The 25369-nt window shown below is 61.7% G+C and carries 25 protein-coding genes; 10 read left to right on the top strand and 15 right to left on the bottom strand.

From position 1 onward, the window contains the following. The first annotated feature begins 15 nt into the window (after positions 1-15). The 5 genes from truA (at position 16) to accD (ending at position 4767) form a co-directional block, all read left to right on the top strand. Positions 16-846: a tRNA pseudouridine(38-40) synthase TruA gene (truA, locus tag CSE6_RS03790; protein WP_034389371.1), complete on the top strand. Its 831-nt coding sequence runs from the start codon at positions 16-18 to the stop codon at positions 844-846. 49 nt (positions 847-895) lie between these two features. After that, positions 896-1681 carry a phosphoribosylanthranilate isomerase gene (locus CSE6_RS03785; RefSeq protein ID WP_059439924.1) on the top strand — a complete coding sequence of 262 codons (786 nt, stop codon included), beginning with the start codon at positions 896-898 and terminating at the stop codon, positions 1679-1681. Beyond that, entirely contained in the window at positions 1606-2898 is a 1293-nt protein-coding gene (gene trpB / locus CSE6_RS03780; RefSeq protein WP_059439923.1) for a tryptophan synthase subunit beta, read from the top strand. The genes CSE6_RS03785 and trpB overlap by 76 nt, the downstream gene beginning before the upstream one ends. Next, entirely contained in the window at positions 2895-3704 is an 810-nt protein-coding gene (gene trpA / locus CSE6_RS03775; RefSeq protein WP_003064247.1) for a tryptophan synthase subunit alpha, read from the top strand. Before trpB ends, trpA begins: the two co-directional genes overlap by 4 nt. A gap of 187 nt (positions 3705-3891) precedes the next feature. Further along, positions 3892-4767, top strand: a complete 876-nt coding sequence (gene accD / locus CSE6_RS03770) for an acetyl-CoA carboxylase, carboxyltransferase subunit beta (protein ID WP_034353411.1) — start codon at positions 3892-3894, stop codon at positions 4765-4767. 161 nt (positions 4768-4928) lie between these two features. On the opposite strand, the gene CSE6_RS03765 is transcribed toward accD, so the two are convergent. Beyond that, positions 4929-5495, bottom strand: coding sequence for a YggT family protein (locus CSE6_RS03765; protein WP_034389370.1), 567 nt, complete (start codon positions 5493-5495; stop codon positions 4929-4931). 60 nt (positions 5496-5555) lie between these two features. Between CSE6_RS03765 and CSE6_RS03760 the strand changes: the two genes are divergently transcribed. From CSE6_RS03760 to CSE6_RS03740, 5 genes are all read left to right on the top strand, one after another. After that, positions 5556-6206, top strand: a complete 651-nt coding sequence (locus CSE6_RS03760; RefSeq protein ID WP_034353402.1) for an LON peptidase substrate-binding domain-containing protein — start codon at positions 5556-5558, stop codon at positions 6204-6206. Positions 6207-6448: 242 nt separating this feature from the next. Next, entirely contained in the window at positions 6449-7993 is a 1545-nt protein-coding gene (gene lysS / locus CSE6_RS03755; RefSeq protein WP_059439922.1) for a lysine--tRNA ligase, read from the top strand. A 162-nt stretch (positions 7994-8155) separates the two neighbouring features. Continuing rightward, positions 8156-9184: a hypothetical protein gene (locus CSE6_RS03750; protein WP_059439921.1), complete on the top strand. Its 1029-nt coding sequence runs from the start codon at positions 8156-8158 to the stop codon at positions 9182-9184. 233 nt (positions 9185-9417) lie between these two features. Then, entirely contained in the window at positions 9418-10356 is a 939-nt protein-coding gene (locus CSE6_RS03745; protein WP_003064229.1) for a diguanylate cyclase domain-containing protein, read from the top strand. 138 nt (positions 10357-10494) lie between these two features. Further along, the gene (locus CSE6_RS03740) at positions 10495-11151 is read left to right on the top strand and encodes a mechanosensitive ion channel family protein (protein ID WP_083994674.1); all 657 of its coding nucleotides are present in this window, start codon (positions 10495-10497) and stop codon (positions 11149-11151) included. A 71-nt stretch (positions 11152-11222) separates the two neighbouring features. Here the strand turns inward: CSE6_RS03740 and purT are convergent, their stop codons facing one another. From purT to lepA, 14 genes are all read right to left on the bottom strand, one after another. Next, on the bottom strand, positions 11223-12440 hold the full coding sequence (purT, locus tag CSE6_RS03735) for a formate-dependent phosphoribosylglycinamide formyltransferase (protein ID WP_059439959.1): 1218 nt from the start codon (positions 12438-12440) through the stop codon (positions 11223-11225). A 134-nt stretch (positions 12441-12574) separates the two neighbouring features. After that, a complete protein-coding gene (locus CSE6_RS03730; RefSeq protein ID WP_046461215.1) occupies positions 12575-12928 on the bottom strand; it encodes a hypothetical protein in 354 nt (117 codons plus the stop codon). Positions 12929-13043: 115 nt separating this feature from the next. Continuing rightward, positions 13044-13514 carry a hypothetical protein gene (locus CSE6_RS03725; protein WP_003057958.1) on the bottom strand — a complete coding sequence of 157 codons (471 nt, stop codon included), beginning with the start codon at positions 13512-13514 and terminating at the stop codon, positions 13044-13046. A 54-nt stretch (positions 13515-13568) separates the two neighbouring features. After that, positions 13569-14624, bottom strand: coding sequence for a 6-phosphofructokinase (locus tag CSE6_RS03720; protein WP_059439919.1), 1056 nt, complete (start codon positions 14622-14624; stop codon positions 13569-13571). A 112-nt stretch (positions 14625-14736) separates the two neighbouring features. Continuing rightward, positions 14737-16518 (bottom strand): ABC transporter ATP-binding protein/permease, encoded by a 1782-nt coding sequence (locus CSE6_RS03715; RefSeq protein WP_059439918.1) that lies wholly within the window; start codon positions 16516-16518, stop codon positions 14737-14739. A 193-nt stretch (positions 16519-16711) separates the two neighbouring features. Continuing rightward, entirely contained in the window at positions 16712-17806 is a 1095-nt protein-coding gene (gene nagZ / locus CSE6_RS03710; protein WP_059439917.1) for a beta-N-acetylhexosaminidase, read from the bottom strand. A gap of 56 nt (positions 17807-17862) precedes the next feature. Beyond that, a complete protein-coding gene (acpS, locus tag CSE6_RS03705; protein ID WP_034378694.1) occupies positions 17863-18258 on the bottom strand; it encodes a holo-ACP synthase in 396 nt (131 codons plus the stop codon). 64 nt (positions 18259-18322) lie between these two features. After that, positions 18323-19096 carry a pyridoxine 5'-phosphate synthase gene (locus CSE6_RS03700; protein WP_059439916.1) on the bottom strand — a complete coding sequence of 258 codons (774 nt, stop codon included), beginning with the start codon at positions 19094-19096 and terminating at the stop codon, positions 18323-18325. After that, complete coding sequence (gene recO / locus CSE6_RS03695) at positions 19093-19872, bottom strand: DNA repair protein RecO (RefSeq protein WP_003064206.1); 780 nt, start codon at positions 19870-19872, stop codon at positions 19093-19095. Before recO ends, CSE6_RS03700 begins: the two co-directional genes overlap by 4 nt. A gap of 145 nt (positions 19873-20017) precedes the next feature. Further along, a complete protein-coding gene (gene era, locus CSE6_RS03690) occupies positions 20018-21121 on the bottom strand; it encodes a GTPase Era (RefSeq protein WP_122974417.1) in 1104 nt (367 codons plus the stop codon). Then, entirely contained in the window at positions 21118-21801 is a 684-nt protein-coding gene (gene rnc / locus CSE6_RS03685) for a ribonuclease III (protein WP_059439915.1), read from the bottom strand. Before rnc ends, era begins: the two co-directional genes overlap by 4 nt. A 9-nt stretch (positions 21802-21810) precedes the next feature. Then, a complete protein-coding gene (locus CSE6_RS03680; RefSeq protein WP_034378690.1) occupies positions 21811-22161 on the bottom strand; it encodes a DUF4845 domain-containing protein in 351 nt (116 codons plus the stop codon). Positions 22162-22233: 72 nt separating this feature from the next. Beyond that, on the bottom strand, positions 22234-23211 hold the full coding sequence (gene lepB, locus CSE6_RS03675; protein WP_034378688.1) for a signal peptidase I: 978 nt from the start codon (positions 23209-23211) through the stop codon (positions 22234-22236). Continuing rightward, positions 23211-25019 carry a translation elongation factor 4 gene (gene lepA, locus CSE6_RS03670; protein WP_059439914.1) on the bottom strand — a complete coding sequence of 603 codons (1809 nt, stop codon included), beginning with the start codon at positions 25017-25019 and terminating at the stop codon, positions 23211-23213. The genes lepB and lepA overlap by 1 nt, the downstream gene beginning before the upstream one ends. Positions 25020-25369: the final 350 nt, after the last annotated feature.

Below are 25369 nucleotides of genomic sequence, written 5' to 3'. Positions count from 1 at the left end.
GCCGGGAGCCATGCCATGCGCATAGCTCTTGGCGTCAGCTACAACGGTCAGGCCTATCGCGGCTGGCAAAGCCAACCCGATGGCAACACCGTACAAGACAAACTCGAAGCGGCCCTGGGCCGCTTTGCTGCTCAAGAAGTCTCCACCATCTGCGCCGGTCGCACCGATTCCGGTGTGCACGGCCTGATGCAGGTCGTGCACTTTGACACCGAGTTGCAGCGCGCGCCCAACTCCTGGGTGCGCGGCACCAACACCTTTTTGCCCAAGGACATCGCCGTGCAATGGGCGGCCGAGGTCGCCGACGGCCCGAATGGCTTCCACTCCCGGGCCTGTGCCACTGCACGCCGCTATGCCTATGTGCTGCTGCAGTCGCCCGTGCGCCCCAGCGTCGACCATGGCCGCGTGGGCTGGGTGTTTCAGGCCCTGGATGCGCAGCGCATGCGTGCAGCCGCCGACCTGCTGCTGGGCGAGCATGATTTTTCGTCCTTTCGCGCTGCAGGCTGCCAGGCCAAGAGCCCGATCAAGACCCTGCGCCGCATCGACATCCACTACCGCCCCGCAGGCCAGGCACCCATGCGCGACGGACAGATGGAATGCGGCTACTGGCGTTTCGAGTTCGAGGGCAGCGCTTTTCTGCACCACATGATCCGCAACATCATGGGCTGCCTGATCTACGTGGGTCAGGGCTCCAAGCCCGTGGAATGGATGCAGCAAGTGCTGGAGGCACGCTCGCGCGAAGTGGCCGCCCCCACCTTCTCCCCTGACGGTCTGTACTTTCTCGGCCCCATTTACGATACGCGCTGGGGCCTGCCTGTAGACACCCCCCCGTTTGCCTGGCTGCCCTGAGCGGCCAGCGGCCAACGGCCAACGATTGCTGCAACGTCAGAGATTTGCCATGTCTTCCATTGCCCCCCGCACCCGCATCAAGATCTGCGGCCTGACCCGCGAGCAGGATGTCGACGCTGCAGTGGCCGCCGGTGCCGATGCCGTCGGCTTTGTGCTCTATGCGCCAAGCCCGCGCGCCGTGACGCTGCAACGCGCGGCCGAGCTGGCCCGGCGGCTGCCACCCTTTGTCACACCTGTTTTGCTCTTTGTGAATGAAACAGCTACCAATGTGATAGCTGCTTGCGACCTAATACCTAACGCCTGCGTGCAATTTCATGGTGATGAATCGGCTGCGGATTGCGAGGCCGCCACCCGGGGCGTGCAGCCCTGGTTGCGTGCGGCGCGCATACCCCTTGGAGACGATGCGGGGCAGTTTGACCTCGTAGAATATGCCCAACGTTATTCAAAGGCCCAAGCCATCCTGCTCGACGCCCATGTCGATGGTTATGGTGGCGGCGGCAAGGCATTCAATTGGTCACTTCTGCCAACAAGCGTCGACTCTCACCTCGTTTTGTCTGGTGGACTCACGCCTGCAAACGTGACCGATGGCATCTTGCAAGTGCGCCCTCGCGGGTTGTCTCTGGCCGTTGATGTGAGCTCTGGAGTCGAGGCCGAAGGCCCCGACGGCAAGCCCCTCAAAGGCATCAAGGATGCCCACAAGATTCATCACTTCATTGCTGCCGTACGTGCAGCTGATGCCCAAATTTTGCAGACTGACACATGTTTGAATACCAGTATCCCGACGTCCACGGCCATTTCGGCCGCTACGGCGGCAGCTTCGCCAGCGAAACCCTGACCCACGCGCTCACCGAGCTGCGTGAGGCCTACGCAAAGTATCAGAACGACCCCGAATTCATCGCCGAATTCCAGTCCGAGCTGGCCCACTATGTAGGCCGTCCCTCGCCCGTCTATCACGCCTCGCGCATGAGCCGTGAAATGGGCGGCGCGCAGATCTATCTGAAGCGCGAGGACCTCAACCACACGGGCGCACACAAGATCAACAATGTGATCGGCCAGGCCATGCTCGCCAAGCGCATGGGCAAGCCGCGCATCATTGCCGAGACAGGTGCCGGCCAGCACGGCGTGGCCACGGCCACCATCTGCGCTCGTTACGGCCTCGAATGCATCGTCTACATGGGCGCCGAAGACGTGAAGCGTCAAAGCCCCAATGTCTACCGCATGAAGCTGCTGGGCGCCACCGTGGTGCCCGTGGAATCGGGCTCCAGAACGCTCAAGGATGCGCTCAACGAAGCCATGCGCGACTGGGTGGCCAATGTGGACAACACCTTCTACATCATCGGCACCGTGGCCGGCCCCCATCCCTATCCCATGATGGTGCGCGACTTCCAGAAAGTCATCGGCGACGAGTGCCTGACGCAGATGCCCGAGTTCCTGGGCGCTAACAAGCAGCCCGACGCGGTAGTCGCCTGCGTGGGCGGCGGCAGCAATGCCATGGGCATCTTCTACCCCTATATCCCCTACGAGAACACCCAGCTGTTCGGCGTGGAAGCGGCGGGCGAAGGCCTGGAGTCCGGCAAGCACTCGGCCTCGCTGCAAAAAGGCAGCTCGGGCGTGCTGCACGGCAACCGCACCTTCATCCTGCAGGACGAAAACGGCCAGATCACCGAGACCCACTCGGTGAGCGCCGGCCTGGATTACCCCGGCGTGGGTCCTGAACATGCATGGCTGCAGGAAATCGGCCGTGCCCAGTATGTGGGCATCACCGATCAGGAGGCGCTGGACGCCTTCCACTATCTGTGCCGCGCCGAAGGCATCATCCCGGCTCTCGAGTCCAGCCACGCCGTAGCCTATGCCATGAAGCTGGCCAAGACCATGCGCGCCGACCAGTCGATTCTCGTCAGCCTATCGGGCCGTGGCGACAAGGACATCGGCACCGTGGCCGACCTCTCGGGTGCCGAATATTTCGACCGTCCCTCCATGCGCGGTCTCACCGTCAAGGGCGCTCCCGGACATGATGCAGCCAAGGCTGCCGCAGGGGGCAACAAGTTATGAGCCGAATTACCGCCACTTTCAGCAAGCTCAAGGAAGAAGGCCGCAAGGCCCTGATTCCCTATGTGACTGCAGGCTTTCCATTTGCCGCCATCACCCCCTCCCTCATGCACGGCATGGTGGAAGCCGGTGCCGACGTGATCGAGCTGGGCGTGCCCTTCTCGGACCCCATGGCCGACGGCCCCACCATCCAGCGCGCGGGCGACAAGGCCATCGCCAACGGCGTGGGCCTGAGCCAGGTACTGGCCTATGTGGCCGAGTTCCGCAAAAAGGACCAGACCACGCCCGTGGTGCTGATGGGCTATGCCAACCCCGTGGAACGCTACGACCAGATCCATGGCGAGGATGCCTTCGTCAACCATGCGGCCGCTGCCGGCGTCGACGGCGTGCTGATCGTGGACTATCCGCCAGAGGAATGCGAAGAGTTTGCAGCCAAGCTCAAGGCCCGCGACATGGATCTGATCTTCCTGCTGGCTCCCACCAGCACCGAGGAGCGCATGCAGCAGGTGGCGCGCGTGGCCAGCGGCTATGTCTACTATGTCTCGCTCAAGGGCGTGACCGGTTCGGGCGCTCTGGACACTTCGGCCGTGGAGGCAATGCTGCCGCGCATTCGCCAGCATGTCAGCGTGCCCGTGGGCGTGGGTTTCGGCATTCGCGATGCCCAGACCGCACAGACCGTGGGCCAGGTGGCCGACGCCGTCATCATCGGCAGCCGCATCATTGACCTGCTCGACAACCAGCCCCACGAGAAGATCGTGCCTCTGGCAATAGACTTTCTGCGTGGTGTGCGAAAGGCTCTCGACGCATAATGCAGCCCTGAAATCAGCCACCCCCTGAGCGGCTTCGCTGCTTCCCCCTTGAAGGGGGACGACAGCCTCGCAGCGGGGCGGCCCTTGCTCGCTGTCCCTGACCGGGATTGCGCCAGTGCCTGCGCCGCGCCGCCCTCATGGGTTGCGGGTGGCGCGCAGTGCAGTGGAAACTGAAAAGGAAATAACCATGTCCTGGCTTGAAAAACTTCTGCCTGCAAAAATCCAGCAGACCAATCCGACGGAACGCCACCAGCAGATTCCCGAAGGTCTGTGGATCAAGTGCCCCAGCTGCGAAACCGTTCTGTACAAGACCGATCTGGAAAAGAACCAGAACGTCTGCCCGACCTGCGGCCACCACCACCGCATCGGCGCGCGCGCGCGTCTGAACCATTTCCTCGACGCCGAAGGCCGCTATGAAATCGCTCAGGAAGTCATTCCTGTCGACCCGCTGAAATTCAAGGACAGCCGCAAGTACCCCGAGCGTCTGAAGGAAGCACTGGAGAACACCGGCGAGACCGACGCACTGATCGTCATGGGAGGCTCCGTCAAGAGCATCAATGTGGTCGTGGCCTGCTTCGAGTTCGACTTCATGGGCGGCTCCATGGGTTCCGTGGTCGGTGAACGCTTTGTGCGCGGCGTGGAGACCGCCATCGAGCAGAAAGTGCCTTTCATCTGCTTCACCGCCACCGGTGGTGCCCGCATGCAGGAAGGTCTGCTGTCGCTGATGCAAATGGCCAAGACCAATGCTGCGCTGACACGTCTGGCCAAGAAGGGTCTGCCCTATATCTCCGTGCTGACCGACCCGACCATGGGCGGTGTGTCCGCCGGCTTCGCCTTCGTGGGCGATATCGTGATCGCCGAGCCCAAGGCCCTGATCGGCTTTGCCGGCCCCCGCGTGATCGAAACCACCGTGCGTGTGAAGCTTCCTGAGGGCTTCCAGCGCGCCGAGTTCCTGCAGGAAAAGGGCGCCGTGGACATGATCGTCGACCGCCGCGAGCTGCGTGATCGCGTCTCCAGCTCTCTGGCCATGCTGCAACGCCTGCCTGCGGACGCCGTGGAATAAGCACCGGCCGACCAAAAGCAAAAAGGCTGACGCAGCATTCATCTGCGTCAGCCTTTTTTTGTCAGTTTTAGCACCTCGGAACATCCAAAACACACCACACAGCAGGCTTTGGAATTGACGAGGCTCCGGGCAATACGGCTTTCCCGGCCCGGGCAGCCCCCCTAGCGCACCCCGGCAATCATGGACAGGCCGCTAGCCTGCACATAGTTCAGCACCATCAGCAGCACCTGCAGGCCAATCAGGGCAATCAGCGCCGAAAAGTCCACATTGCCTATCAGGGGCACCACCTTGCGGATAGGAGCCACCAGCGGATCGGCCAGACGCTGCAGCACGCCGTAGATGGGCGAATAGGGCTGCACCCAGGACAGGATGGCGTAGATCAGCAAGATGCCCATCATGCCGGACAGAATGACCTTGATCAGCCCGCACAGCGCCAGCCATGGCAGCGCCAGAACCGAGCCTTTGGCCCCCAGCAGCAGCCAGATCAGCAGCACCTGCACCAGTTGCAGCAGCAAGGCAGCAATAAGACTGGATTTGTCCCAGCGGCCCTTGGCGGGAACGACTTTGCGCAACGGCATGACAATCCAGTCGCTCAGCGCAAAGACCAGTTGTCCCACGGGATTGCCGAACGGCACACGCTGCACCTGCATGTACATGCGCAGCAGGCAGGCCCCGCTGATCAGCCCGACGACGACATCCAGCAGAAACAAAACGATTTCAAACAGCATGTGACCCAATTCAGAAAACAGTGAGCAACTCACCCATTCGTGGGATGATAGCCGGGCACCATGACTGATACACAAAGTCTGCATTCCCTGCCCCTGTTCCCGCTGAACACGGTGCTGTTTCCTGAAGGCCTGCTGAGCCTGCAGGTCTTCGAGGTGCGTTATCTGGACATGATCCGCAAATGCCAGCATGCCGACGCCCCTTTCGGCGTGGTTGCGCTGCAGTCGGGACAGGAGGTACGCAAGGCCGGCGCCCAGACCGAGCGCCTGCACTCGGAGGGCGTGCTCGCCCATATCGCCCGGCTCGACTCTCCCCAGCCCGGGCTTCTGCACCTGCAATGCAAGGGCGTCCAACGCTTTCACATCCAGCGCTGCTGGCAACTGCCGCATGGCCTGTGGGTAGCCGATGTCGCCATGCTGCCCGACGACCCCAAGGTCACTGTCCCCAAGCATTTGATCAGCACCTCCCATGCACTGGCTCAGGCCTTGCTGAACCTGCACAGCCACGACCCCGACCACGCGCAACTGCCCACCCCTACGCAGATGCACGACTGCGCCTGGGTTGCCAATCGCTGGGCCGAGATGCTGCCCCTGCCGGTGCGGGTCAAGCAGCAGCTCATGACACTGGATGCCCCGCTGCTGCGACTGGAGCTGATTGCCGATGTGCTGGAGCAAAGCGGCATTACCGGATCAGGCCCGCAGGAGGAAGCCTGAATTTGGCACCTCCCTTTAACGGCGGTGTAAAAACACTACTTTTTCGACAGCATTCAGCTGGCTTTCTCGGCTGCAGTCTGGGCCATGGAGGCGACATTCCGCAGTTCCTGCGAGCGCTTTGCCCGGTCGCTTACCGCTGACTCGGCAAAAAACTTAAAATCACCGGTTTCGGGCAGCGGCTATCCTTGCCGCGCCCCCATTCCTGGCCTCCAACCGGCGCTTGTCGCTGGCGCTCTCTTTTCATGACTGAACAAAACATCTCTTCTGCGGCAGAAAACACCGCCCCTCAGGACGAAAACAAACTCATCGCCGAGCGCCGCGAAAAACTCAAAGCCCTGCGCGAGTCTTCCAGGGCCAATGGCGGCGTTGCCTTTCCCAACGACTTCAAGCCCGAGCACCGCGCCGCAGCCCTGATCGCCGAGCACAGCGACAAGGATGCCGAAGCCCTGGACGCTGCAGCCGTCGCCGTCAGCGTGGCTGGTCGCATGATGCTCAAGCGTGTGATGGGCAAGGCCAGCTTTGCCACCGTGCAGGACGCCACGGGTCGTATCCAGGCCTATGTCACCCGCGATGCCGTGGGTGAAGAGGTCTACGCCGACTTCAAGAAATGGGATCTGGGCGACATCATCTCCGTCGAAGGTCAGCTGATGAAGACCAAGACCGGCGAGCTGTCGATCAAGGCCACGAAGATCCGCCTGCTCACCAAGAGCCTGCGCCCCATGCCCGACAAGTTCCACGGCATGGCCGACCTGGAGCAGAAGGTGCGCCAGCGCTATGTGGACCTGATGACCGACGAAGAAGCCCGCAAGCGCTTCGTGGCCCGCAGCAAGGCTGTGGCCGGCATCCGCGACTTCATGGTCGAACACGGCTTCCTGGAAGTCGAGACACCCATGCTGCACCCCATCCCCGGCGGTGCCAATGCCAAGCCCTTCATCACCCACCACAATGCGCTGGACCAGGAGATGTACCTGCGCATCGCGCCCGAGCTCTACCTCAAGCGCCTGATTGTCGGTGGCTTCGAGCGCGTGTTCGAGATCAACCGCAACTTCCGTAACGAAGGTATCTCGGTGCGCCACAACCCCGAGTTCACCATGATGGAGTTCTACGCGGCCTACTGGAACTACCAGGATCTGATGGACTACACCGAAAAGCTGATCCGCGACGCGGCCATGAAGGCCGTTGGCACGCTGGAGCTGAGCTATGGCGGCAAGCCCGTGGACCTGGCCAAGCCCTTTGAACGCCTGACCATCCCCGAAGCCATCGTCAAATACACCGAAGCCGGCGACAACGTGGGCAACCGCGAATGGCTGACCAATGCCCTGAAGAAGCTGGGCATGAAGGAAGACAAGGACAAGCTGTCCACCCGCACCCTGGCCAGCCTGCAGGTGCTGTACTTCGAAGAGGTGGTGGAAGAGAAGCTGTGGAACCCCACCTTCATCATGGAACATCCCACCGAGATCTCGCCGCTGGCGCGCGCCAACGACGAGCGCCCCGAAGTGACCGAGCGCTTCGAGCTCTACATCACGGGCCGCGAATTCGGCAACGGCTTCTCCGAGCTCAATGACGCCGAAGACCAGGCTGCCCGCTTCAATGCCCAGGTGGAAGCCAAGGACGGAGGCGATGACGAAGCCATGTACTTCGACCACGACTTTGTGCGCGCCCTGGAATACGGCATGCCCCCCACCGGCGGCTGCGGCATCGGTATTGACCGCTTCATGATGCTGCTGACCGACAGCGCCAGCATCCGTGACGTGATTCTGTTCCCGGCATTGCGCCGCGAGGTCTGAGAAGCGGCTGTGCGCCCGGCTCGGGCGTTGCGGAGCAACATGGCCTGACGGGCCTCTGACGATCCGCGACTGAGACACCAATAGCCACCGGCACAGCCAGATTGCGCACCGGCCATTATTCAAAATAGGCTGTCGCAATACTGGCTGGCTATACTGCTTGACATGCAGATTCCCCAATACTGGGCTCAGGCAAGACTACGTCATCAGACCGGCGTACGCCATGGCGTCACCGTTCAACGCTGGGGCTGGTCCGACAACAGCGAGTCAGATGCCCAGGCTCATGCTCAGCAAAGAGCACAGCAGGCACTGGAGGCAGCTCTCGCTGCCGCAGCCAAGCGCAGCCTGCCCGAAGACTTCGAGCGCATGGAATGGCGCACCGAATACGGGCTGGACGGCGGCACACCCATTCGCGAAGAGGTGCTGGAGCGGCGTGATGAATCCATCATGACGCGCAATAGCTATGGCGCACACTGCCTGAATACAGAGAACGTGGCCATTGCCGATATCGACTTTCCACATCAGAAAAAGCCTGCCCGCTTCCCAGTCATTTCGTCGCTGCTGCTGGCTCTGGCCCTGCCCTGGCTGTGGCTGACCCCGCTGACCTGGAGTCTCGGTGCGGCGATGCTGATGCTGCTGGTGGCCAGCATCGGCCTGGTCTTCTGGTCAGGCCTGAAGCAATGGCTGCATGCCCGCCAGACGCAGCGCAACAATGCCCACCTGCCACCGCCTGTGGATATTGCACTGGCAAAAGTTCGGGCGTTCTCAGCCAGGCACCCGGACTGGGGCTTGCGCGTCTACGAAACGCCCAAAGGACTGCGCGTCATTGTCACCCACACCGCACTCGCCCCCTCCTCGCCCGAGGTCCAGGGGCTGTTCCAGCAACTGGAGGTTGACCCGCTCTACGCCATGCTGTGTAACCAGCAGCAGTGCTTTCGCGCCCGAGTCAGCGGCAAACCATGGCGCATGGGGCTGAACGGTCTGTCGAGCCAGGAAAGGCGCTGGCCCCTGCCTGCCGCCTCTCAGACTGCACGCCAGCAGTGGGTGTCGGTTTATGAAACAAGATCGACGCAGTTCGCGGCCTGCCGCTTTATCGCTCAACTGGGCGCGACGACGCTGTGTTCAGCGGCACAGACTTTCGTCATCTGGCACGATGAACGCAGCAAAGCGCACTCCTCTCTGGCATTGGCCTGAGCATATCCGTGACCATTCACAAAGCCTGTTGCTTAAAACCGGCGTATAAAGTAACAATATATTTCCCAGACCATGCCTGAACTACCGATGAGTCTGACCCTGACCTTCCTCTCATGACAGCTCTGCCATCTTCTGCATCAGCTTTGTCTGCCATCGAATCCAGCGGGGCACGGTTCTCGTCACCCGATTCTGCGACGCCGTTCTCCGTACTGGTCGTCGAGGATCAAGCAGTCATGCGAGCTGCTCTGGTGACGGAACTTCGCCAGGCCGGTGTGACACAGGTGCTGGAAGCCGAAAACGGCCGCACCGCGCTGGCACTGTTTCGCAGCGAAAGACCCGATCTGGTGCTGCTGGACATCCGCCTTCCCGGCGAAGACGGCTATTGGGTCGCGCGTCAGCTGCGCGAGGCCGAGCCCGGCGAGTGGACACCCATCATCTTTCTCTCCGGCCTGGACAACGATCTGGACGTCTGGCGCGGTATTGAGGCGGGCGGCGACGATTACCTGGTCAAACCCGTCAAACCCATTGTGCTGGTCGCCAAGCTGCGCGCCATGCGCCGCCTGCTGGACATGCGCCGTCGCCTAGTCACGGTCTCTGCAGAGCTGCATCTGGCGAATCAAAAGCTCAACGAAATGGTGGAGCTCGATGCGCTCACGGGTCTGGTCAATCGTCGAGGCCTCGATCGCATGCTGCATGCCGAAATTGCTGCGGCAAGGCGCGAGAGCAGGCCGCTGACGCTGATGCTTTGCGACCTCGATCACTTCAAGCACTTCAATGATACCTACGGCCATGTCCAGGGTGACGAATGCCTCAAGCAGGTCGGACGTCTGCTGCGCGAAGTCTGCGTGCGCCCGCGCGACATCGCCGCACGTTATGGCGGTGAAGAGTTTGCCATGATCCTGCCCAATACCCCGCGCTCCGGTTCGATGACGTTCGCACGTGCTCTCGGCCAAATGCTCAAGTTCCTCAAGATTCGCCCGCCAGGAGCCGCCGAGGATATTCCGCTGACCCTCTCCGGCGGGATTACCACCTGCATTCCCGACGAGCACACCAGCGCCGAATCCATGCTGATGCGAGCCGACGAAGCCCTGTATGCCGCCAAGTCTCAAGGGCGCAACCGCTTCTTCAGCTTCGAGATGCAGATGGACACCATAGAGCAGAGACAGATCTAGCAGTCCGCCAAGCAGCGTTGCGGCACTGCCTGCCCATTCGACACTTATCAGCTCCGCTCTCAAGAGACGCTAGGATTGGCGCATTGTCCTGTCAGCCCTTCGGGGCTGACCTCTGCCGTTTTTCTCGAGTGACTGGTTATGCGTCGTCTTCAAATGCACCTGCCCGATTGGATGCAGGACTGGCTTGAAATCCTGATTCCCGGGGTTCAGATCTTTCTCATCATCCTGGTGGCCTGGCTGATCAACTGGCTCATCAAGCGCATCATCTCGCGTGCAGGCAAGGCCTACGACCTGCCTCATGAGTTGCTCATGCCGCTGCGCGGCGTGTTTCGCTGGATCATCATCGCCGCCGCCATACTGGCGATTCTCGAGCGCCTGGGCATGTCGGCCACCGTGCTCTGGACGGCCTTCACCGGCTTTGCCACCGTGGGCGCCGTTGCCTTCTTCGCAGCCTGGAGCGTGCTCTCCAATCTGTTTTGCGCGCTGCTGATCGTCACCGTCGGCCCCTTCCGTCTGGGCGACTATATCGAGGTGCTCGACACTGCCGAGAAGCCTGGAGCCAAGGGCCGCGTGATCGACCTCAATATGCTCTACATCACCTTGCAGGATGACAGCGCACCGGCAGGCATGCCCAATCTGCTGCAGATTCCCAACTCACTAATCTTCCAGCGCGTCATTCGCCGCTGGAAAGGCGGCATGCCGGTGGTGACGGAGAACACGCCGGCCACCAGCCAGGAAGAAGCGTGCGCGGTGGCCATCACGACTCCTGGCGACAGCGCCGCTGCCTCGGGCTGATACCGGCGGATATCGGCTGATACCCGGCCTCCATGCAAAAGGGCTTCCTGAGAAGCCCTTTTTTGATTCCCTCAAGGCAGACGCGGCCTGACCTTGCTGGCAGCCAGCTTGGCATTCACACGGGCTTGCTCTACATCGCTGGCGCGCGCCAGGGCCACGCCCATGCGACGCTTGACAAAGCTCTCGGGCTTGCCAAAAAGGCGCAAATCGGTGCCGTGCACTGCCAGGGCCTGGTCCACTCCATCAAACACCAGGCCTTCTGCATCCTGACCACCGTAAATTACGGCACTGGCACCAGGGTTGCGCAGGCTGGCATCCACAGGCAGACCCAGAATCGCGCGGGCATGTAGTTCGAACTCGCTTTGCCACTGCGTGCACAGCGTCACCAGACCTGTGTCATGGGGACGCGGCGAGACTTCGCTGAACCAGACCTGCTCGCCCTTCACAAACAGTTCCACGCCAAACAGGCCCAGGCCGCCGAGGTCATCGGTAACGGCCTTGGCAATCTGGCGCGATTTCTCGAGTGCGGCTGGGTGCATGGGATGAGGCTGCCAGCTCTCCACATAGTCGCCGGCCTGCTGGATATGGCCCACGGGATCGCAGAAATGGGTTTCGATCTGGCCATCCGCACCCTTGGCGCGCACAGTCAGCTGGGTGATTTCGTAATCGAAGTCGATAAAGCCTTCGACGATCACGCGGCCCTTGGCCACACGGCCGCCGGCCATGGCGTAATCCCAGGCCTTGGCCACATCGGCCGGGCCGTCGATCTTGCTCTGGCCCTTGCCCGAGCTGCTCATCACGGGCTTGACCACACAGGGGTAGCCGATGGCGGGCTGGCCGTCGCTTCCGTCGATCGCGGCTTGCAGCTCGGCCAGCGAGTCGCAGAAACGATAGGGGCTGGTGGGCAGGCCCAGGGTTTCAGCGGCCAGACGGCGAATACCTTCACGGTCCATGGTCAGACGCGCGGCTCGGGCCGTGGGAATGCAGGTGATGATGCCTGCGGCCTCCAGCTCTTCCAGCATGGGCGTGGCAATGGCTTCTATCTCGGGCACGACCAGATCGGGCTTGACTTCTTCGATCAGTGCCTTGAGCTGGGCCGGATCGCTCATGGTGATGGTGCGCGCATGATGGGCCACCTGCTGGCCAGGCGCGTTTTCATAGCGGTCCACGGCAATGGTTTCCACGCCCAGGCGCTGCAGGGCAATCAGCACTTCCTTGCCCAGCTCGCCGCTGCCCAGCAGCATGACTTTGGTGGCATTGGGGGAGAGAGGGGTTCCTAGGGTGGTCATGGTTGCATCCTGCATATAAGGGGGGCCGAGCCCCCGATCATAGGCGAGCAGGCAAGCCTCTCGTGACTGCAGCCTGGCAATTCGGCCGCTTTCAGCGCCGAGCTATGAAACGCATGGCACGGCTGATTGAAGATTCAGTGCGGCATCGGCGAGTAATGCTCGATGCGGCAGGCGCCGCGATTCTTGCATTGCCCGTCCAGATAGCGAAAGCGTACCGTCACGGCAGTACCGGGACTGGGCCACTGCCTGCGCGGCAGCTCGCTTTGATAGTCTGCCGTTTCTGGCCTGAAGCTCAGCGCCGTGCCCGGTTGCGGACATTCGGCATCGCCGCTGGCTTTGGCTTCAAGCACGCGGGTCTGCAGCGCGCGGCCACCGCTTTGCTTTTCTCGCACCTGCACCTTGAGATCGCAGATCTGCCAGTCTGCAGCCTGGGCGGCAGCGGCGCAGGCGGTCAAAGCCGCCGCGATCAGAATTCGGAAAAGAGTCATCTGCCTACCTGCAAGTGAGTGGTGTTCATGGCCCAGCATCTCTACCAAATAGATAGCTTCAATCGCTTCAAGACAAAGGGATTGAAGCCAATATCTTGAAATTTTTCGGTGGGTATCAGTGCGTCAGACCGACAGCCTTGCCGCCACGCTGCGGAATGCTTCCCGCGTCGAATCGCATTTCGGAAGTCCAGACCGCATCGTCCCAGACCCAGGGGCTGCTGGCCTGCTCCAGACCCAGCACATGCACGCCGCTCAGGTCCTTGACGCGTTCCTTGAGCCAGTCGATCTGATCGCTGCGCACAAACACCAGGCAGGCAATCTCCCAGTCGGGCTGCGTGATGCCCAGACCGTGCAGTTGCGACAGCAGCGGGGCATACCATTTCTCGACCCGCTCGTTGAGACGGTTGACCAGCGCCAGCGGATAGCCGGAAGCCGATACCTCGACCACATAGACCTGGCGACGCGCCGGGCGCAATGCCACGAAAGCCGGACATTGCCAGCCATCGGCCACCTCGTACTTGGGGGCCACAAAAGTCTCACCGTTGGCCGTGAGCAGCTGCATCACGGCTTCTTCATGTCGGTCCATGCTGAATTTCTCCGGTGCGCCGAAAGTGCGCGCAGGCTCACACCTTAGCGCAGCTCAGGCCTCGCCAAAGCAAATTCCGATATCGCGCGCCATGGTCAGCAGCGGGCTGTCCAGCGGCACGGTGCGCTGGGTATTGGCCACATCGGCAATCGCCACACTGCCGATGCGGCCGTTCTGCAGCGTGACCATATGGCCCAGCTGGCCGCCCAGCACCAGTTGCGCCGCATGGTGGCCGAACTGCGTGGCCAGTACCCGGTCAAACGGCGTCGGATCGCCGCCGCGCTGCACATGCCCCAGCACCGTGGTGCGCACCTCGCTCTGGAGATGGGGTTGCAGGCGCTCGCGCAGCACATGGCCGACGCCGCCCAGACGCACGGGGTCGGGACTGTGCGCAATCCGCTCGCGCACCGTCAGGCTCTGGCCGCTTTCCTTGGCCCCCTCGCCGATGCAGATGATGGTGTAGCGCTGACGCCGCTCGCGCTCCTGACAGACCTTGATGATGGACTGCAGGTCGTAATCTATCTCGGGCAGCAAAATGATGTCGGCAGCACCGGCGATGCCGGACTCCAGCGCCAGCCAGCCTGCGTGGCGCCCCATCGTCTCCACGATCATCACCCGGTGGTGGCTCATGGCCGTGCTCTCGATGCGGCGCAGGCTTTCGGTCACCGTGGCCACGGCCGTATCGAAGCCGAAGCTGCGCTCGCAGTTGGCAATGTCGTTATCGATGGTCTTGGGCACGCCCACGCATTGCAGTCCCACCTGCGCCAGGCCATGGGCCAGGCTCATGGTGCCGTCGCCGCCGATGGCGACCACCACATCCAGTGCCAGCGCCTGGACATTCCGCCCCACCTGGGCCAGCGTGGCCGCATCGCGCAATGGATTGGCGCTGTTGCTGGTGCCCAGGATCGTGCCGCCGATATGCAGAATGCCGCTGACCTCGTCCCAGCTCAGCGCTCTGACGCGCGGACTGGCATCCATCAGCCCTTCAAAGCCGTCGGCAATGCCCAGTACCTCGCACTGGCCATGGTTGATCAGGGACTTGGTGACCGCACGGATCACCGCATTGAGGCCGGGGCAATCGCCGCCACCGGTCAGCACACCAACGCGCATGGGCTCGCTCTCCAAAGATTCTCGAATGCACATCATCCCACGAGAAAGTCGCTGCCAGAGCCTCCCATGCCTGTACCGTGGTTGAGACTGCTTGTCCCCGAACCTGCCTGCCTCAGCGGCTCCCGGGCAGGTCGGCCTCCCGGATCCCTTGCTGCGGCTGCAGCAGCCAGCGGGCCGTGTGGAACTCCGTCACGCTGTCGCGGTGGGCCACCGAAACCAGTGCCCCGCCTCTGCCCTGCACCAGTTGCACCAGCCGGCTGTAGATCTGCGCTTCGGCGGCATTGTCCAGCGCGCTCGTGGCCTCGTCCGCAAACACCCAGGCCGGACGCTTGAGCAGGACCCGCGCCACGGACAGCCGCTGCTGCTCGCCTCCCGACAGGCTGCTGTTCCAGGCCGCCTGGCTGTCCAGCCGCTCCTGCAGCTGCGGCAATTGCGCTTCGCGCAAGACCTGTTTGAGCTCAGCGTCGCTGTAGCTTGCCGCCGACTCCGGATAGGCCAGGGCATCGCGCAGGCTGCCGTCGGGAAAATAAGGGCGCTGAGGAATGAACATGGCGTCCATAGGCCGCTCCACCCGACCTCGCGCATAGGGCCAGATACCAGCAAACGCTCGCAGCAAGGTGGACTTGCCGCTGCCCGAAGGCCCGCTGATCAGCAACCTCTGGCCAGGGCGTATCTGCAGCCCGGCGTCCGCCACGATGGGGCTTCCTGCGGGCAGGGATACATCGAGATTCCGGGTCTGCAACTGGTTCGAAGCTTCAAGCTGCACGCCGACCGGATGCTCCTCCTGCTCGCGCAGGCTCTCGTCGAAACCGGCCAGGCGCGCAGTCGTGGCCCGCCAGGCAGCGATATCGGAGTAGTTGTTGACGATCCAGCTCAGCGAGTCCTGCACCTGATTGAAGGCCGAGCCTATCTGCATCAGCTGACCCAGCTGGATGGCGCCGCTGAAAAAACGCGGTGCCGCAATGATGAAGGGAAAGACCACGGCCGCCTGGCCGAAGAAATTGGTAAACCAGCCCAGACTCTTCTGCTTCTTGGTCAGATTCAGATAGTTGCCCAGGGCGTCGCCGAAACGCAGGCCGATCTGGGCACCCTCCACGCGCTCGCCACCGTCCAGGGCGATCGCCTCGGCATGCTCGCGCACACGGATCATGTGATGGCGGAAGTTGGCCTCCAGTTGCTGCTGGCGGTTGTTGAGTCGGACCTGTGGTTTGCCGATCCAGAAGGTGATCGCACTGCCGACCAGACAATACAGCACGGCCATCCAGACCATCAAACCGGAAATCTGCAGCTGCCCGCCGCCGAGCAGTGCCGGCAGACCGATATCGACGACGGAACTCAGACTCCAGAGAATGCCGACGAAGCTCACAAAGGTGACGGCCGCATTCAGCAGCCCCATGGAAAGCGACACGGTATAGGTGGTGAACAGATTCAAGTCCTCCTGAATTCGCTGATCGGGGTTGTCGGGGGCCTTGGCATTGCCGTCCACGCCATAGCGCCCCAGCTCCAGCCGGTAGAACGCCTTAGCCGACAGCCAGCGCTGCAACATGTGCTCGGTCAACCAGCGCCGCCAGTTGAGTTGCAGCAACTGCGTCAGATAGAACTTGTAGACCGCGATGACGATATACACCAGGGCCAGCCAGAGAAAGCGCCATAGCTGCTGCCAGAACACCTCGGCCTGCTTGTTCTGCAATGCGTCATAGAACACCCGGTTCCATTCATTGATCTGCACCAGCATGAACACCGCGGCGAGATTGAGGCCCACGATGGCGGCCAGCAGCCCCCAGGCCCGCCATTTCTCCTTGGACTGGAAATAGGGCCGGGTCAGGGTAAAGGCCTGGCGCAGCACGCCCGGCTGGTGTTTGCGGGACTCAGGTCCCAGGCTCTTGGAATTCATGCAGGCTTTCGGTGATTCATGAACCGCTGGCGCTGCGGCGATGCCGCTGCCAGGCTCCTGAGCTCACGCTAAGCCGGTTAACTGAGGCCAGACTTAAATGCCGGCAGCCGCCCTGCCCGGCCTTCGAAAGGCATAAAAAAATCCGCTGCCCTTGCGTCAAAGGCAGCGGATGACGGGGTCGGCCCAGTGCCGCCTAGGGCAACAGATCCAGCGCCTGCAGATAGGCTGGCTGGCGCATCAGATCGTCCCAGGTCTGGGGTTCGGTATCGGGCAGCAGCGAGACACGGCGCGATTCGGAGTCGATATCAGGCACCCAGCGGCCGTCGCGCAGCGCGGCATCCATGCCGTCCAGCAACTCGTCCACATGCTCGCCCAGACCCAGGCTCTGGTTGCACAGCAGCACCATGTCGCAGCCCGCATTCAGGGCCGTCAACGCGGCATCGGTGTAGCTGATGAGTGCGCCGTCGATGCGGCGCGCGCCCTCCATGCTGAGGTCGTCGCTGAAGATGGCTCCGTCATAGCGCAGACGGGCGCGCAGGATGTCCTTGAGCCATTTCTCGCTGAAGCCTGCCGGGCGCTTGTCCACCTTGGGATAGATCACATGGGCCGGCATGACGGCCGTGAGCACGCTGGACAGCCAGGGATAGGGGGCAGCGTCTTCGTCGAGGATGGCCGTCAGGCTGCGCTTGTCGACGGGAATATCCACGTGCGAGTCGGCCTTCACAAAGCCATGGCCGGGAAAATGCTTGCCGCAATTGCCCATGCCGGCCTGCAGCAGACCCTGCATCAGGCTCCTGGCCAGTGTGGCCACCACGCGCGGGTCGCGGTGAAAGCTGCGATCGCCGATGACCGAGGATTCGCCATAGTCCAGGTCCAGCACGGGCGTGAAGCTGAAGTCCACGCCGCAGGCGCGCAGCTCCGTGCCCAGCACATAGCCGGCGGCCGTGGCGGCGTTCATGGCCCGCATGGCACCGCTGCCTTCGCGGTATTTCCGGCCCTTGCCACCGTCATCCATCCACATCTCGCCAAAGGCGCGCATGGGCGGCAGATGCGTGAAGCCATCGGTGCGAAAGCGCTGCACGCGACCGCCCTCGTGGTCCACGCTGATCAGCAGATCGGGCTTGACGGCCTTGATATCGGCACACAGCTGAACCAATGCGCTACGGTCCTGCCAGTTGCGCTTGAAGAGAATGATGCCGCCCACCAGCGGATGGGCCAGGCGCGCGCGGTCCACATCAGTCAGCGATGTGCCGGCAATATCAATGATCAGAGGTGCATGCATGCTCATGATTTATATATTTCTATAGCTTCCAGCGCTTATATATCAAGCACCAGAGGCTAATTTCACTCTTTTCTTTCGACGACACAAAAGCTGGCCGCGTAGTCGGACTCGTCGGTGACGGACAGGTGCGCCGTCAGATTGTTTTTCTCGAACCATTCCTTGAGTTCGCCATGCAGACGAATCGCAGGCTGGCCGCTGGGCAGTTTGATGACTTCGCAATGACGCCAGGTCATGGGCATGACCATGCCCATTCCCACGGCCTTGCTGAACGCCTCCTTGGCCGAGAAGCGCGTGGCCATATAGCGGATGCCGCGTTCGGGCCAGCGCTCGCTGCGTGCCTTCCAGGTCGCCAGCTCGCCATCGGCCAGAATCTTGCGGGCAAAACGCTCGCCATGCTTTTCCAGGCTTGCGCGTATGCGGCGCACATCGCAGATATCGGTGCCGATGCCGTAAATCATCCGTGGCTCCTTATAGAGAAAAAGGCCTCAAACGCTTACCTAAAAAGCGCTGGCAGCTATCTTTTCAGGAATTTTTACCTGCCATGCCGGCGTCGATGCAGGCCTGATAGGCCTTGACGGTCTCGGCATAGCCCAGCTCCAGCGCATCGGCAATCAGCGCATGGCCGATGGAGACTTCGGCCAGACCGGGCACCCGGGCCACAAAGGCGGCCAGATTGTCGCGATTGAGGTCATGGCCGGCATTGATGCCCAGGCCCGCATCCAGCGCGGCCTGCGCGGCCCTGGCATAGGTTTGCAGCTGCTGCTCCTGCTCGGCCTGGCCCCAGTTGGCAGCAAAAGGCTCGGTGTAGAGCTCCACGCGGTCGGCACCTACGGCCTTGGCCGCCGCCATCTGCTCGGGAACGGGGTCCATGAACAAGCTCACGCGCACGCCCAGGGCCTTGCACTCGGCAATCAACGGCTGAAGGCGTTCGGCATCCAGGGGAAAGCTCCAGCCATGGTCGCTGGTGAACTGGTCTTCGCTGTCGGGCACGAAGGTGGCCTGATGCGGACGCGTCTGGCGGATGAAATCCATCAGATTCTGCGTGGGATTGCCCTCGATATTGAACTCGGCGCCAGGCCAGCTCTTGAGCAGATCGTGCAGCTCGAACACATCCTGCGCACGGATATGGCGCTCATCGGGACGCGGGTGGATGGTGATGCCCTGCGCTCCGGCCTCCAGGCAGATCTGCGCCGCACGCGTCACCGAGGGAATGCCCAGATGGCGGGTATTGCGCAGCAGCGCCACCTTGTTGACATTGACCGAAAGCGCGGTGCGAGGGGAGGCAGGGGTATTCATAGCGATTGCAGATCCATCATCAGCTGGCGGGTGCGCAGCATGGTTGAGCCGCAATGGTATTGCAGAAGATGGCGCAATTGCGGCTTCAGGGCCTGGGCCACCTCCGGCTCGGCCAGCGCGTTCAGGGTTCTCGGAAATGGCTGCTCGGCCTGCAGCGCCAGCTCTATGGCCTGCCACTGCTGGCCGCTCAACGCCGCGCGCTCGTAACCGGCGGCCTGGCGCAGGCCGCCGTCGGCCACCAGGGTGTAACGCAAAACACTGTTGAGCTGGCTGAGCGTTGCGCTTTCCTGCCTCAGATCGGGCAGATGGCCGAGTTCGCGCAGCAGCACCAGCTCGAAGGCGCGCAGCACGGGTTCGATGGCCTCGGTCGTACCGCCATGCTGGCCGGCCAGCACGCGCACCACACCGGCATAGATATCGAACAGCGCCGTATAAGGGTCGTCGCGCGCCAGCAGGCGCAGCAGCAGCTCGTTCAGATACATGCCCGACCACAGCGCATCGCCCTGGGGCATGACATGGCCGCCCACCCATTCCGCCCCCTTCAGGCTATGAATCTCGGCATTGCCCTCTGCTCCCAGCGTGTAGCTGAGCTTGAGCGGCTGCAGCGGCAGCAGCACGGGGCGAAAGTTGGAGGTATGGCGCTTGACGCCCTTGGCCGCAAGCGCCACGCGCCCGCGATGACGTGTGAACACCTCCAGAATCAGGCTGGATTCGCTCCAGTCGTACTGGTGCAGGATGTATGCGGGTTCGTCGCCGACGCGTTTGGCGCTAGCCATGACTTGCTCCGTACCACAACAAAAATGTGAATGGGGCGGTTTTGCCGCCGGGCCGCCCCAAGGCAAAACCCGGCCTAAGCCGGGTCAGGGCCCCCTCGGGGGGCAGCGGGCACACGCAGTGAGCGAGCGTGGGGGTCAAAAAGTTTTACTCGTAGCCGAAGGATTTGACCCGGGCCTCATCGTCGGCCCAGCCGGACTTGACCTTGACCCAGACTTCGAGGAACACCTTGGCATTGAGCAGCTTTTCGAGCTCCTGACGGGTTTCGGTGGAGATGCGCTTGAGGCGCTCGCCGCCCTGACCGATCACCATGGCCTTGTGACCGTCGCGCTCGACCACGATGGTGGCTGCAATGCGCATGAAGCGACCGAACTTGGGGCTGGGCTCTTCCTCGAACTTATCGATGACAACTGTCGAGGTATAGGGCAGCTCGTCGCCCGTGAAGCGGAACAGCTTCTCGCGCAGAGTCTCGGAAGCCAGGAATTTCTCGCTGCGGTCGGTCAGTTCGTCCTCGCCGTAGAACCAGGGCTGCTGCGGCAGGTATTTGGCGCAAATGCCATACATGCGCTCGATATCCTTTTTGTTCTTGGCCGACATGGGTACGAACTCGGCAAAAGGATGGCGCTCCTGCATGTCGCGCAGCCAGGGCGCGATCTCGGCGCGGCGACCCACGGTGTCGAGCTTGTTGGCGATCAAGAGCGTGGGAATGCCGGGCTTGAACAGGCTCAGCACCTTGGCATCGGCCAGCGTGAAGCTGCCTGCCTCCACCACGAACAGGATCAGGTCCACATCGCCGATGGCGCCCATCACGGTCTTGTTGAGCGACTTGTTCAGGGCAGTGGAATGCTTGGTCTGGAAACCGGGGGTATCGACAAAGACGAACTGGGTCTCGTCCTTGGTGCGGATGCCGGTGATCCGGTGGCGCGTGGTCTGGGCCTTGCGCGAAGTGATGGAGATCTTCTGGCCCACCAGCGCGTTCATCAGCGTGGACTTGCCCACATTGGGCTTGCCGACGATGGCGATCAGGCCGCAGCGCTGCTCTTCGGGCGCGTAGACGCGGGCCGGAGCCTCCTCTTCCTGGTCGCGGATGGCAGTCGGCGTGCTACCGGGCTTGGCAGCGGCCAGCATGGCGCTGATGTAGTCCAGGCTCGGGTCGCTGATATCGGTAGTAACAGACTTGGGACCTTTTGGGCCCTTGGCTTTTTCTGCACCTGCGGTGCCCGCTATCTTTTTCTTAGCAGCATCGGTCATGGATTTTTGGCTTTCACTTTTTCCAGCAAGGCAGCAGCGGCTGCCTGCTCGCCCATGCGACGGGATGCTCCCGAGCCCTGGGCGCTGATATTCCATTCGGCAATCGTGCACTCGACCTTGAAGGTCTGCTTGTGCGCCGCGCCACTGATTTCCACCACATGGTATTGCGGCAGCTTCATGCGCTTGCCCTGTAGCAATTCCTGCAGTGCGGTCTTGGGGTCTTTGTCGGCCGCACGCATATGGGGGTTGATGTCCACGCCCTCGAAAAGGTGGTGGACGACTTTCTCGCCTGCGGCAAAGCCGGCATCGAGGTAGACGGCACCGATCAGCGCCTCCACGGCATCGGCCAGGATGGAGGGACGCTGCTTGCCACCGGACTTGGCCTCACCTTCGCCCAGACGCAGCAGATCGGGCAGCTGCAACTTCAGCGCAATCTTGTGCAGCGTGCCTTCCTTGACGAGATTGGCGCGAACACGCGAGAGATCGCCTTCGGGCATGGAGGCCAGCTTGACATAGAGCAAGCTGGAGATGGCCAGACTCAGCACCGAGTCGCCCAGAAACTCCAGTCGCTCGTTGTTGTCGGCCGAAAAGCTGCGGTGCGTGATGGCACGCTGCAGCAGCGCCGGGTTGGCAAATTGATGTTGCAGCCTTTGCTGCAGAGCGACTAGAGCAGGTTCCACCTGAAAGGTCTATTTCTTGAAACGGTAAACAAGGTAGGCAGGGCCTGCCAGATGAATCTCACGGGAATACTCGAAGCCCACGACGATCTTGTCGTTGACCTTGGTCACGTTCAGATCGTTGCCGGAGATGGACTTGAAGTCGTCAATGGAGGCCGAACGATCGAAGCTGGCCTTGACTTCGGCAACGGTACTGCCTTCAGCGGCGGCCTTGTTGGCCGCCTTGGTGATGGCCTGGTACTCCAGGAAGACGGGCACCGATTGTGCGCCAATTGCGGCAACCGCCACGATGATGGCCACGAGAAACACCAGACCGATGAAGGACAGACCACGCTGCCTGGAGCGCGATGCCAGATTTTTCATGCTTTTCCCCTCTCAAGCCGGGCATGTTCCTGCCCGTGTATCCCAGAAAAATGACGAAACGATTGCCGATGCTCAGTGGAAACGGCCGATACGGCTCAGATCACCGAAGTTCATCCAGACAAAAAAGGCCTTGCCCACGATGTTCTGGTCCGGCACAAAGCCCCAGTAGCGCGAATCCAGCGAGTTGTCGCGGTTGTCGCCCATCATGAAGTAATAGCCTTCGGGCACCTTGCAGGTCACGCCTTCCACGCTGTAGCGGCAGTTTTCCTTGTACTCGAAGTTGCTCGCCCCCTGGATGAAGGCCGGCACATCGTTGTTGACGATGGAGCGGTGCGGCTGCTCGCCCAGGGTTTCCTCGAACTGCTTGAAGTAACGCATCACGTCACGGTCCAGAAAGTCCGGCAGCTCGCGGGTGGGCAGCTCCTTGCCGTTGATGCTCAGGCGCTTGTTGATATAGGCCACCTCATCGCCGGGCACTCCCACCACACGCTTGATATAGTCCAGCGTGGGCTGGGGGGGGTAGCGGAACACCATCACATCGCCGCGCTGGGGCTTGTTGCCTTCGATGATCTTCTTGTTGATCACGGGCAGGCGGATGCCGTAGGTGAACTTGTTGACCAGGATCAGGTCGCCCACCATCAGCGTCGGAATCATGGAGCCCGAGGGAATCTTGAACGGCTCGAACAGAAAGGAGCGCAGCACGAAGACGATGGCGATCACCGGAAACAGACCGGCGGTCCAATCCAGCCACCAGGGTTGCATGAGAATGCGACCTTTGGCGTCTTCGGAGACTTCGATGTCGGTCTTGGCGATGCCCATGCGGTCCAGCTCGGCGCGGCGCTCGACCGCGGCCTGCTCCAGCGCAGCCGCAGCCGCGCGGCGTCGAGGCCAGAAGTAAAAGCGCTCGGCCAACCAGTACACCCCGGTCACCACTGTTGCCAGAAACAGCAGCAGTGCGAAGTTGCCTTCGATGGAGCCGGTGTACCAGGCCGCGATATAGCCTACAAAGGCCGCCAGGATGGCGGCCGTGATCCACTGCATGACTTGCATCAATCCTCCACTTGCAGAATGGCCAGGAAGGCTTCCTGCGGCACTTCCACCGAACCGATCTGCTTCATACGCTTCTTGCCGGCCTTCTGCTTTTCAAGCAGCTTGCGCTTACGCGTGATGTCGCCGCCATAGCACTTGGCCAGCACGTTCTTGCGCATGGCCTTGACGGTCTCGCGCGCAATGATGTTGGCGCCGATCGCTGCCTGAATGGCCACATCGAACATCTGGCGGCTGATGATCTCGCGCATCTTGGCCACCACGGCACGGCCGCGGTAAACGGACTGCGAGCGGTGCACGATGATGGACAGCGCATCGACCTTTTCGCCATTGAGCAGAATGTCGACCTTCACCACGTCGGAAGCGCGATATTCCTTGAACTCATAGTCCATGGAGGCGTAGCCGCGCGAGACGCTCTTGAGCTTGTCGAAGAAGTCCAGCACGATTTCGCCCAGAGGCATCTCGTAGGTCAGCATGACCTGACGGCCGTGGTATTGCATATTCATCTGCACGCCACGCTTCTGGTTGGCCAGCGTCATCACCGGACCCACATAGTCTTGCGGCATGTAGAGGTGCACGGTCACGATGGGCTCGCGGATCTCCTGGATGCGGCCGATGTCGGGCATCTTGGACGGATTTTCCACGTCGATCAGCTCGCCATCGCCCTTGATCACCTGGTAGACCACGCTGGGGGCCGTGGTGATCAGATCCTGGTCGAACTCACGCTCCAGGCGCTCCTGCACGATTTCCATGTGCAGCAGACCCAGGAAGCCGCAGCGGAAGCCAAAGCCCAGAGCCTGCGAGACTTCGGGCTCGAACTGCAGCGCCGCATCGTTGAGCTGCAGCTTTTCCAGCGCATCACGCAACTGGTCGTATTCAGAGGCTTCGGTGGGGTACAGACCCGCGAAAACCTGGGGCTTGACTTCCTTGAAGCCCGGCAGAGGCTTCTCGGCAGGACCCTGGTTGTTGGGCAGCTTTTTTTCCAGCGTGATGGTGTCGCCCACCTTGGCGGCCTTCAGCTCCTTAATGCCGGCAATGATGTAACCCACCTCGCCGGCCCTGAGCATGTCGCGTGGCTGGTTGGCCGGGGTGAACACGCCGATGTTGTTGGCTTCATAGGCAGCGCCGCTGGCCATCATCTTGAAGCGCTCATTCTTCTTGAGCTCGCCATCGACCACGCGCACCAGCATCACAACGCCCACATAGGGGTCGAACCAGCTGTCCACGATCATGGCACGCAGCGGGCCATCGGGATTGCCCTTGGGGGCCGGCACCTTGGCCACGATGGCTTCCAGGATCTCGTCGATGCCCATGCCGGTCTTGGCCGAGCAGGGAATGGCATCACTGGCATCGATACCGATCACGTCCTCGATCTCGGCCTTGGCGTTCTCGGGATCGGCCTGAGGCAGGTCCATCTTGTTGAGGACAGCGAACACCTCCACGCCCAGGTCCAGCGCGGTGTAGCAGTTGGCCACTGTCTGGGCTTCCACGCCCTGGGAGGCATCGACCACCAGCAGACCGCCTTCGCAGGCCGACAGCGAGCGCGAGACTTCGTAGGAGAAGTCCACGTGGCCAGGGGTGTCGATCAGGTTCAGGTTGTAGACCTTGCCGTCCTTGGCCTTGTACTGCAGGGCGGCGGTCTGGGCCTTGATGGTGATGCCGCGCTCTTTCTCGATGTCCATCGAGTCCAGCACCTGGGCTTCCATGTCGCGGTCGGCAAGGCCTCCGCAGCGCTGGATCAGGCGGTCCGCCAGAGTGGACTTGCCATGGTCAATGTGCGCAATGATGGAGAAATTACGGATGTGATTCATCAACGAGAAAGACAGCTTTGGAATTGAAAAAAGTGGCCTGCAGCAGCAAGAAAAAAGGGCGCGTCCCTCAAGCGGCGCGCCCTTAACCAACAATCTCTGGCAACTGCGATAGTTGGGACTTTATTGTAGGCAAAACTGGCCGCAAGCCAAGACCCAGCAAGGCTTGACAAGTTTCGGTTTGTGATTTTCGAATTCATTTATCCACAAATTACCCACAAACCAGAAAACACCGTTTAGCCATCAGCAGCCGGAGATTGCAAAGGCTTTTGCACCGCTTGAAAACCGCCTGTCAGCGTGATTTTTTGCGTCCAACCACCATGCATTTGCGTGGGATTCTACCCAATGGCATA

The sequence above is a fragment of the Comamonas sp. E6 genome (genome assembly GCF_001010305.1).
GTDB classification, from domain to species: Bacteria; Pseudomonadota; Gammaproteobacteria; order Burkholderiales; family Burkholderiaceae_C; genus Comamonas; species Comamonas thiooxydans.
The sequence above is the reverse complement of the archived record's forward strand: the minus strand, read 5'-3'. Positions and strand labels throughout refer to the sequence as shown.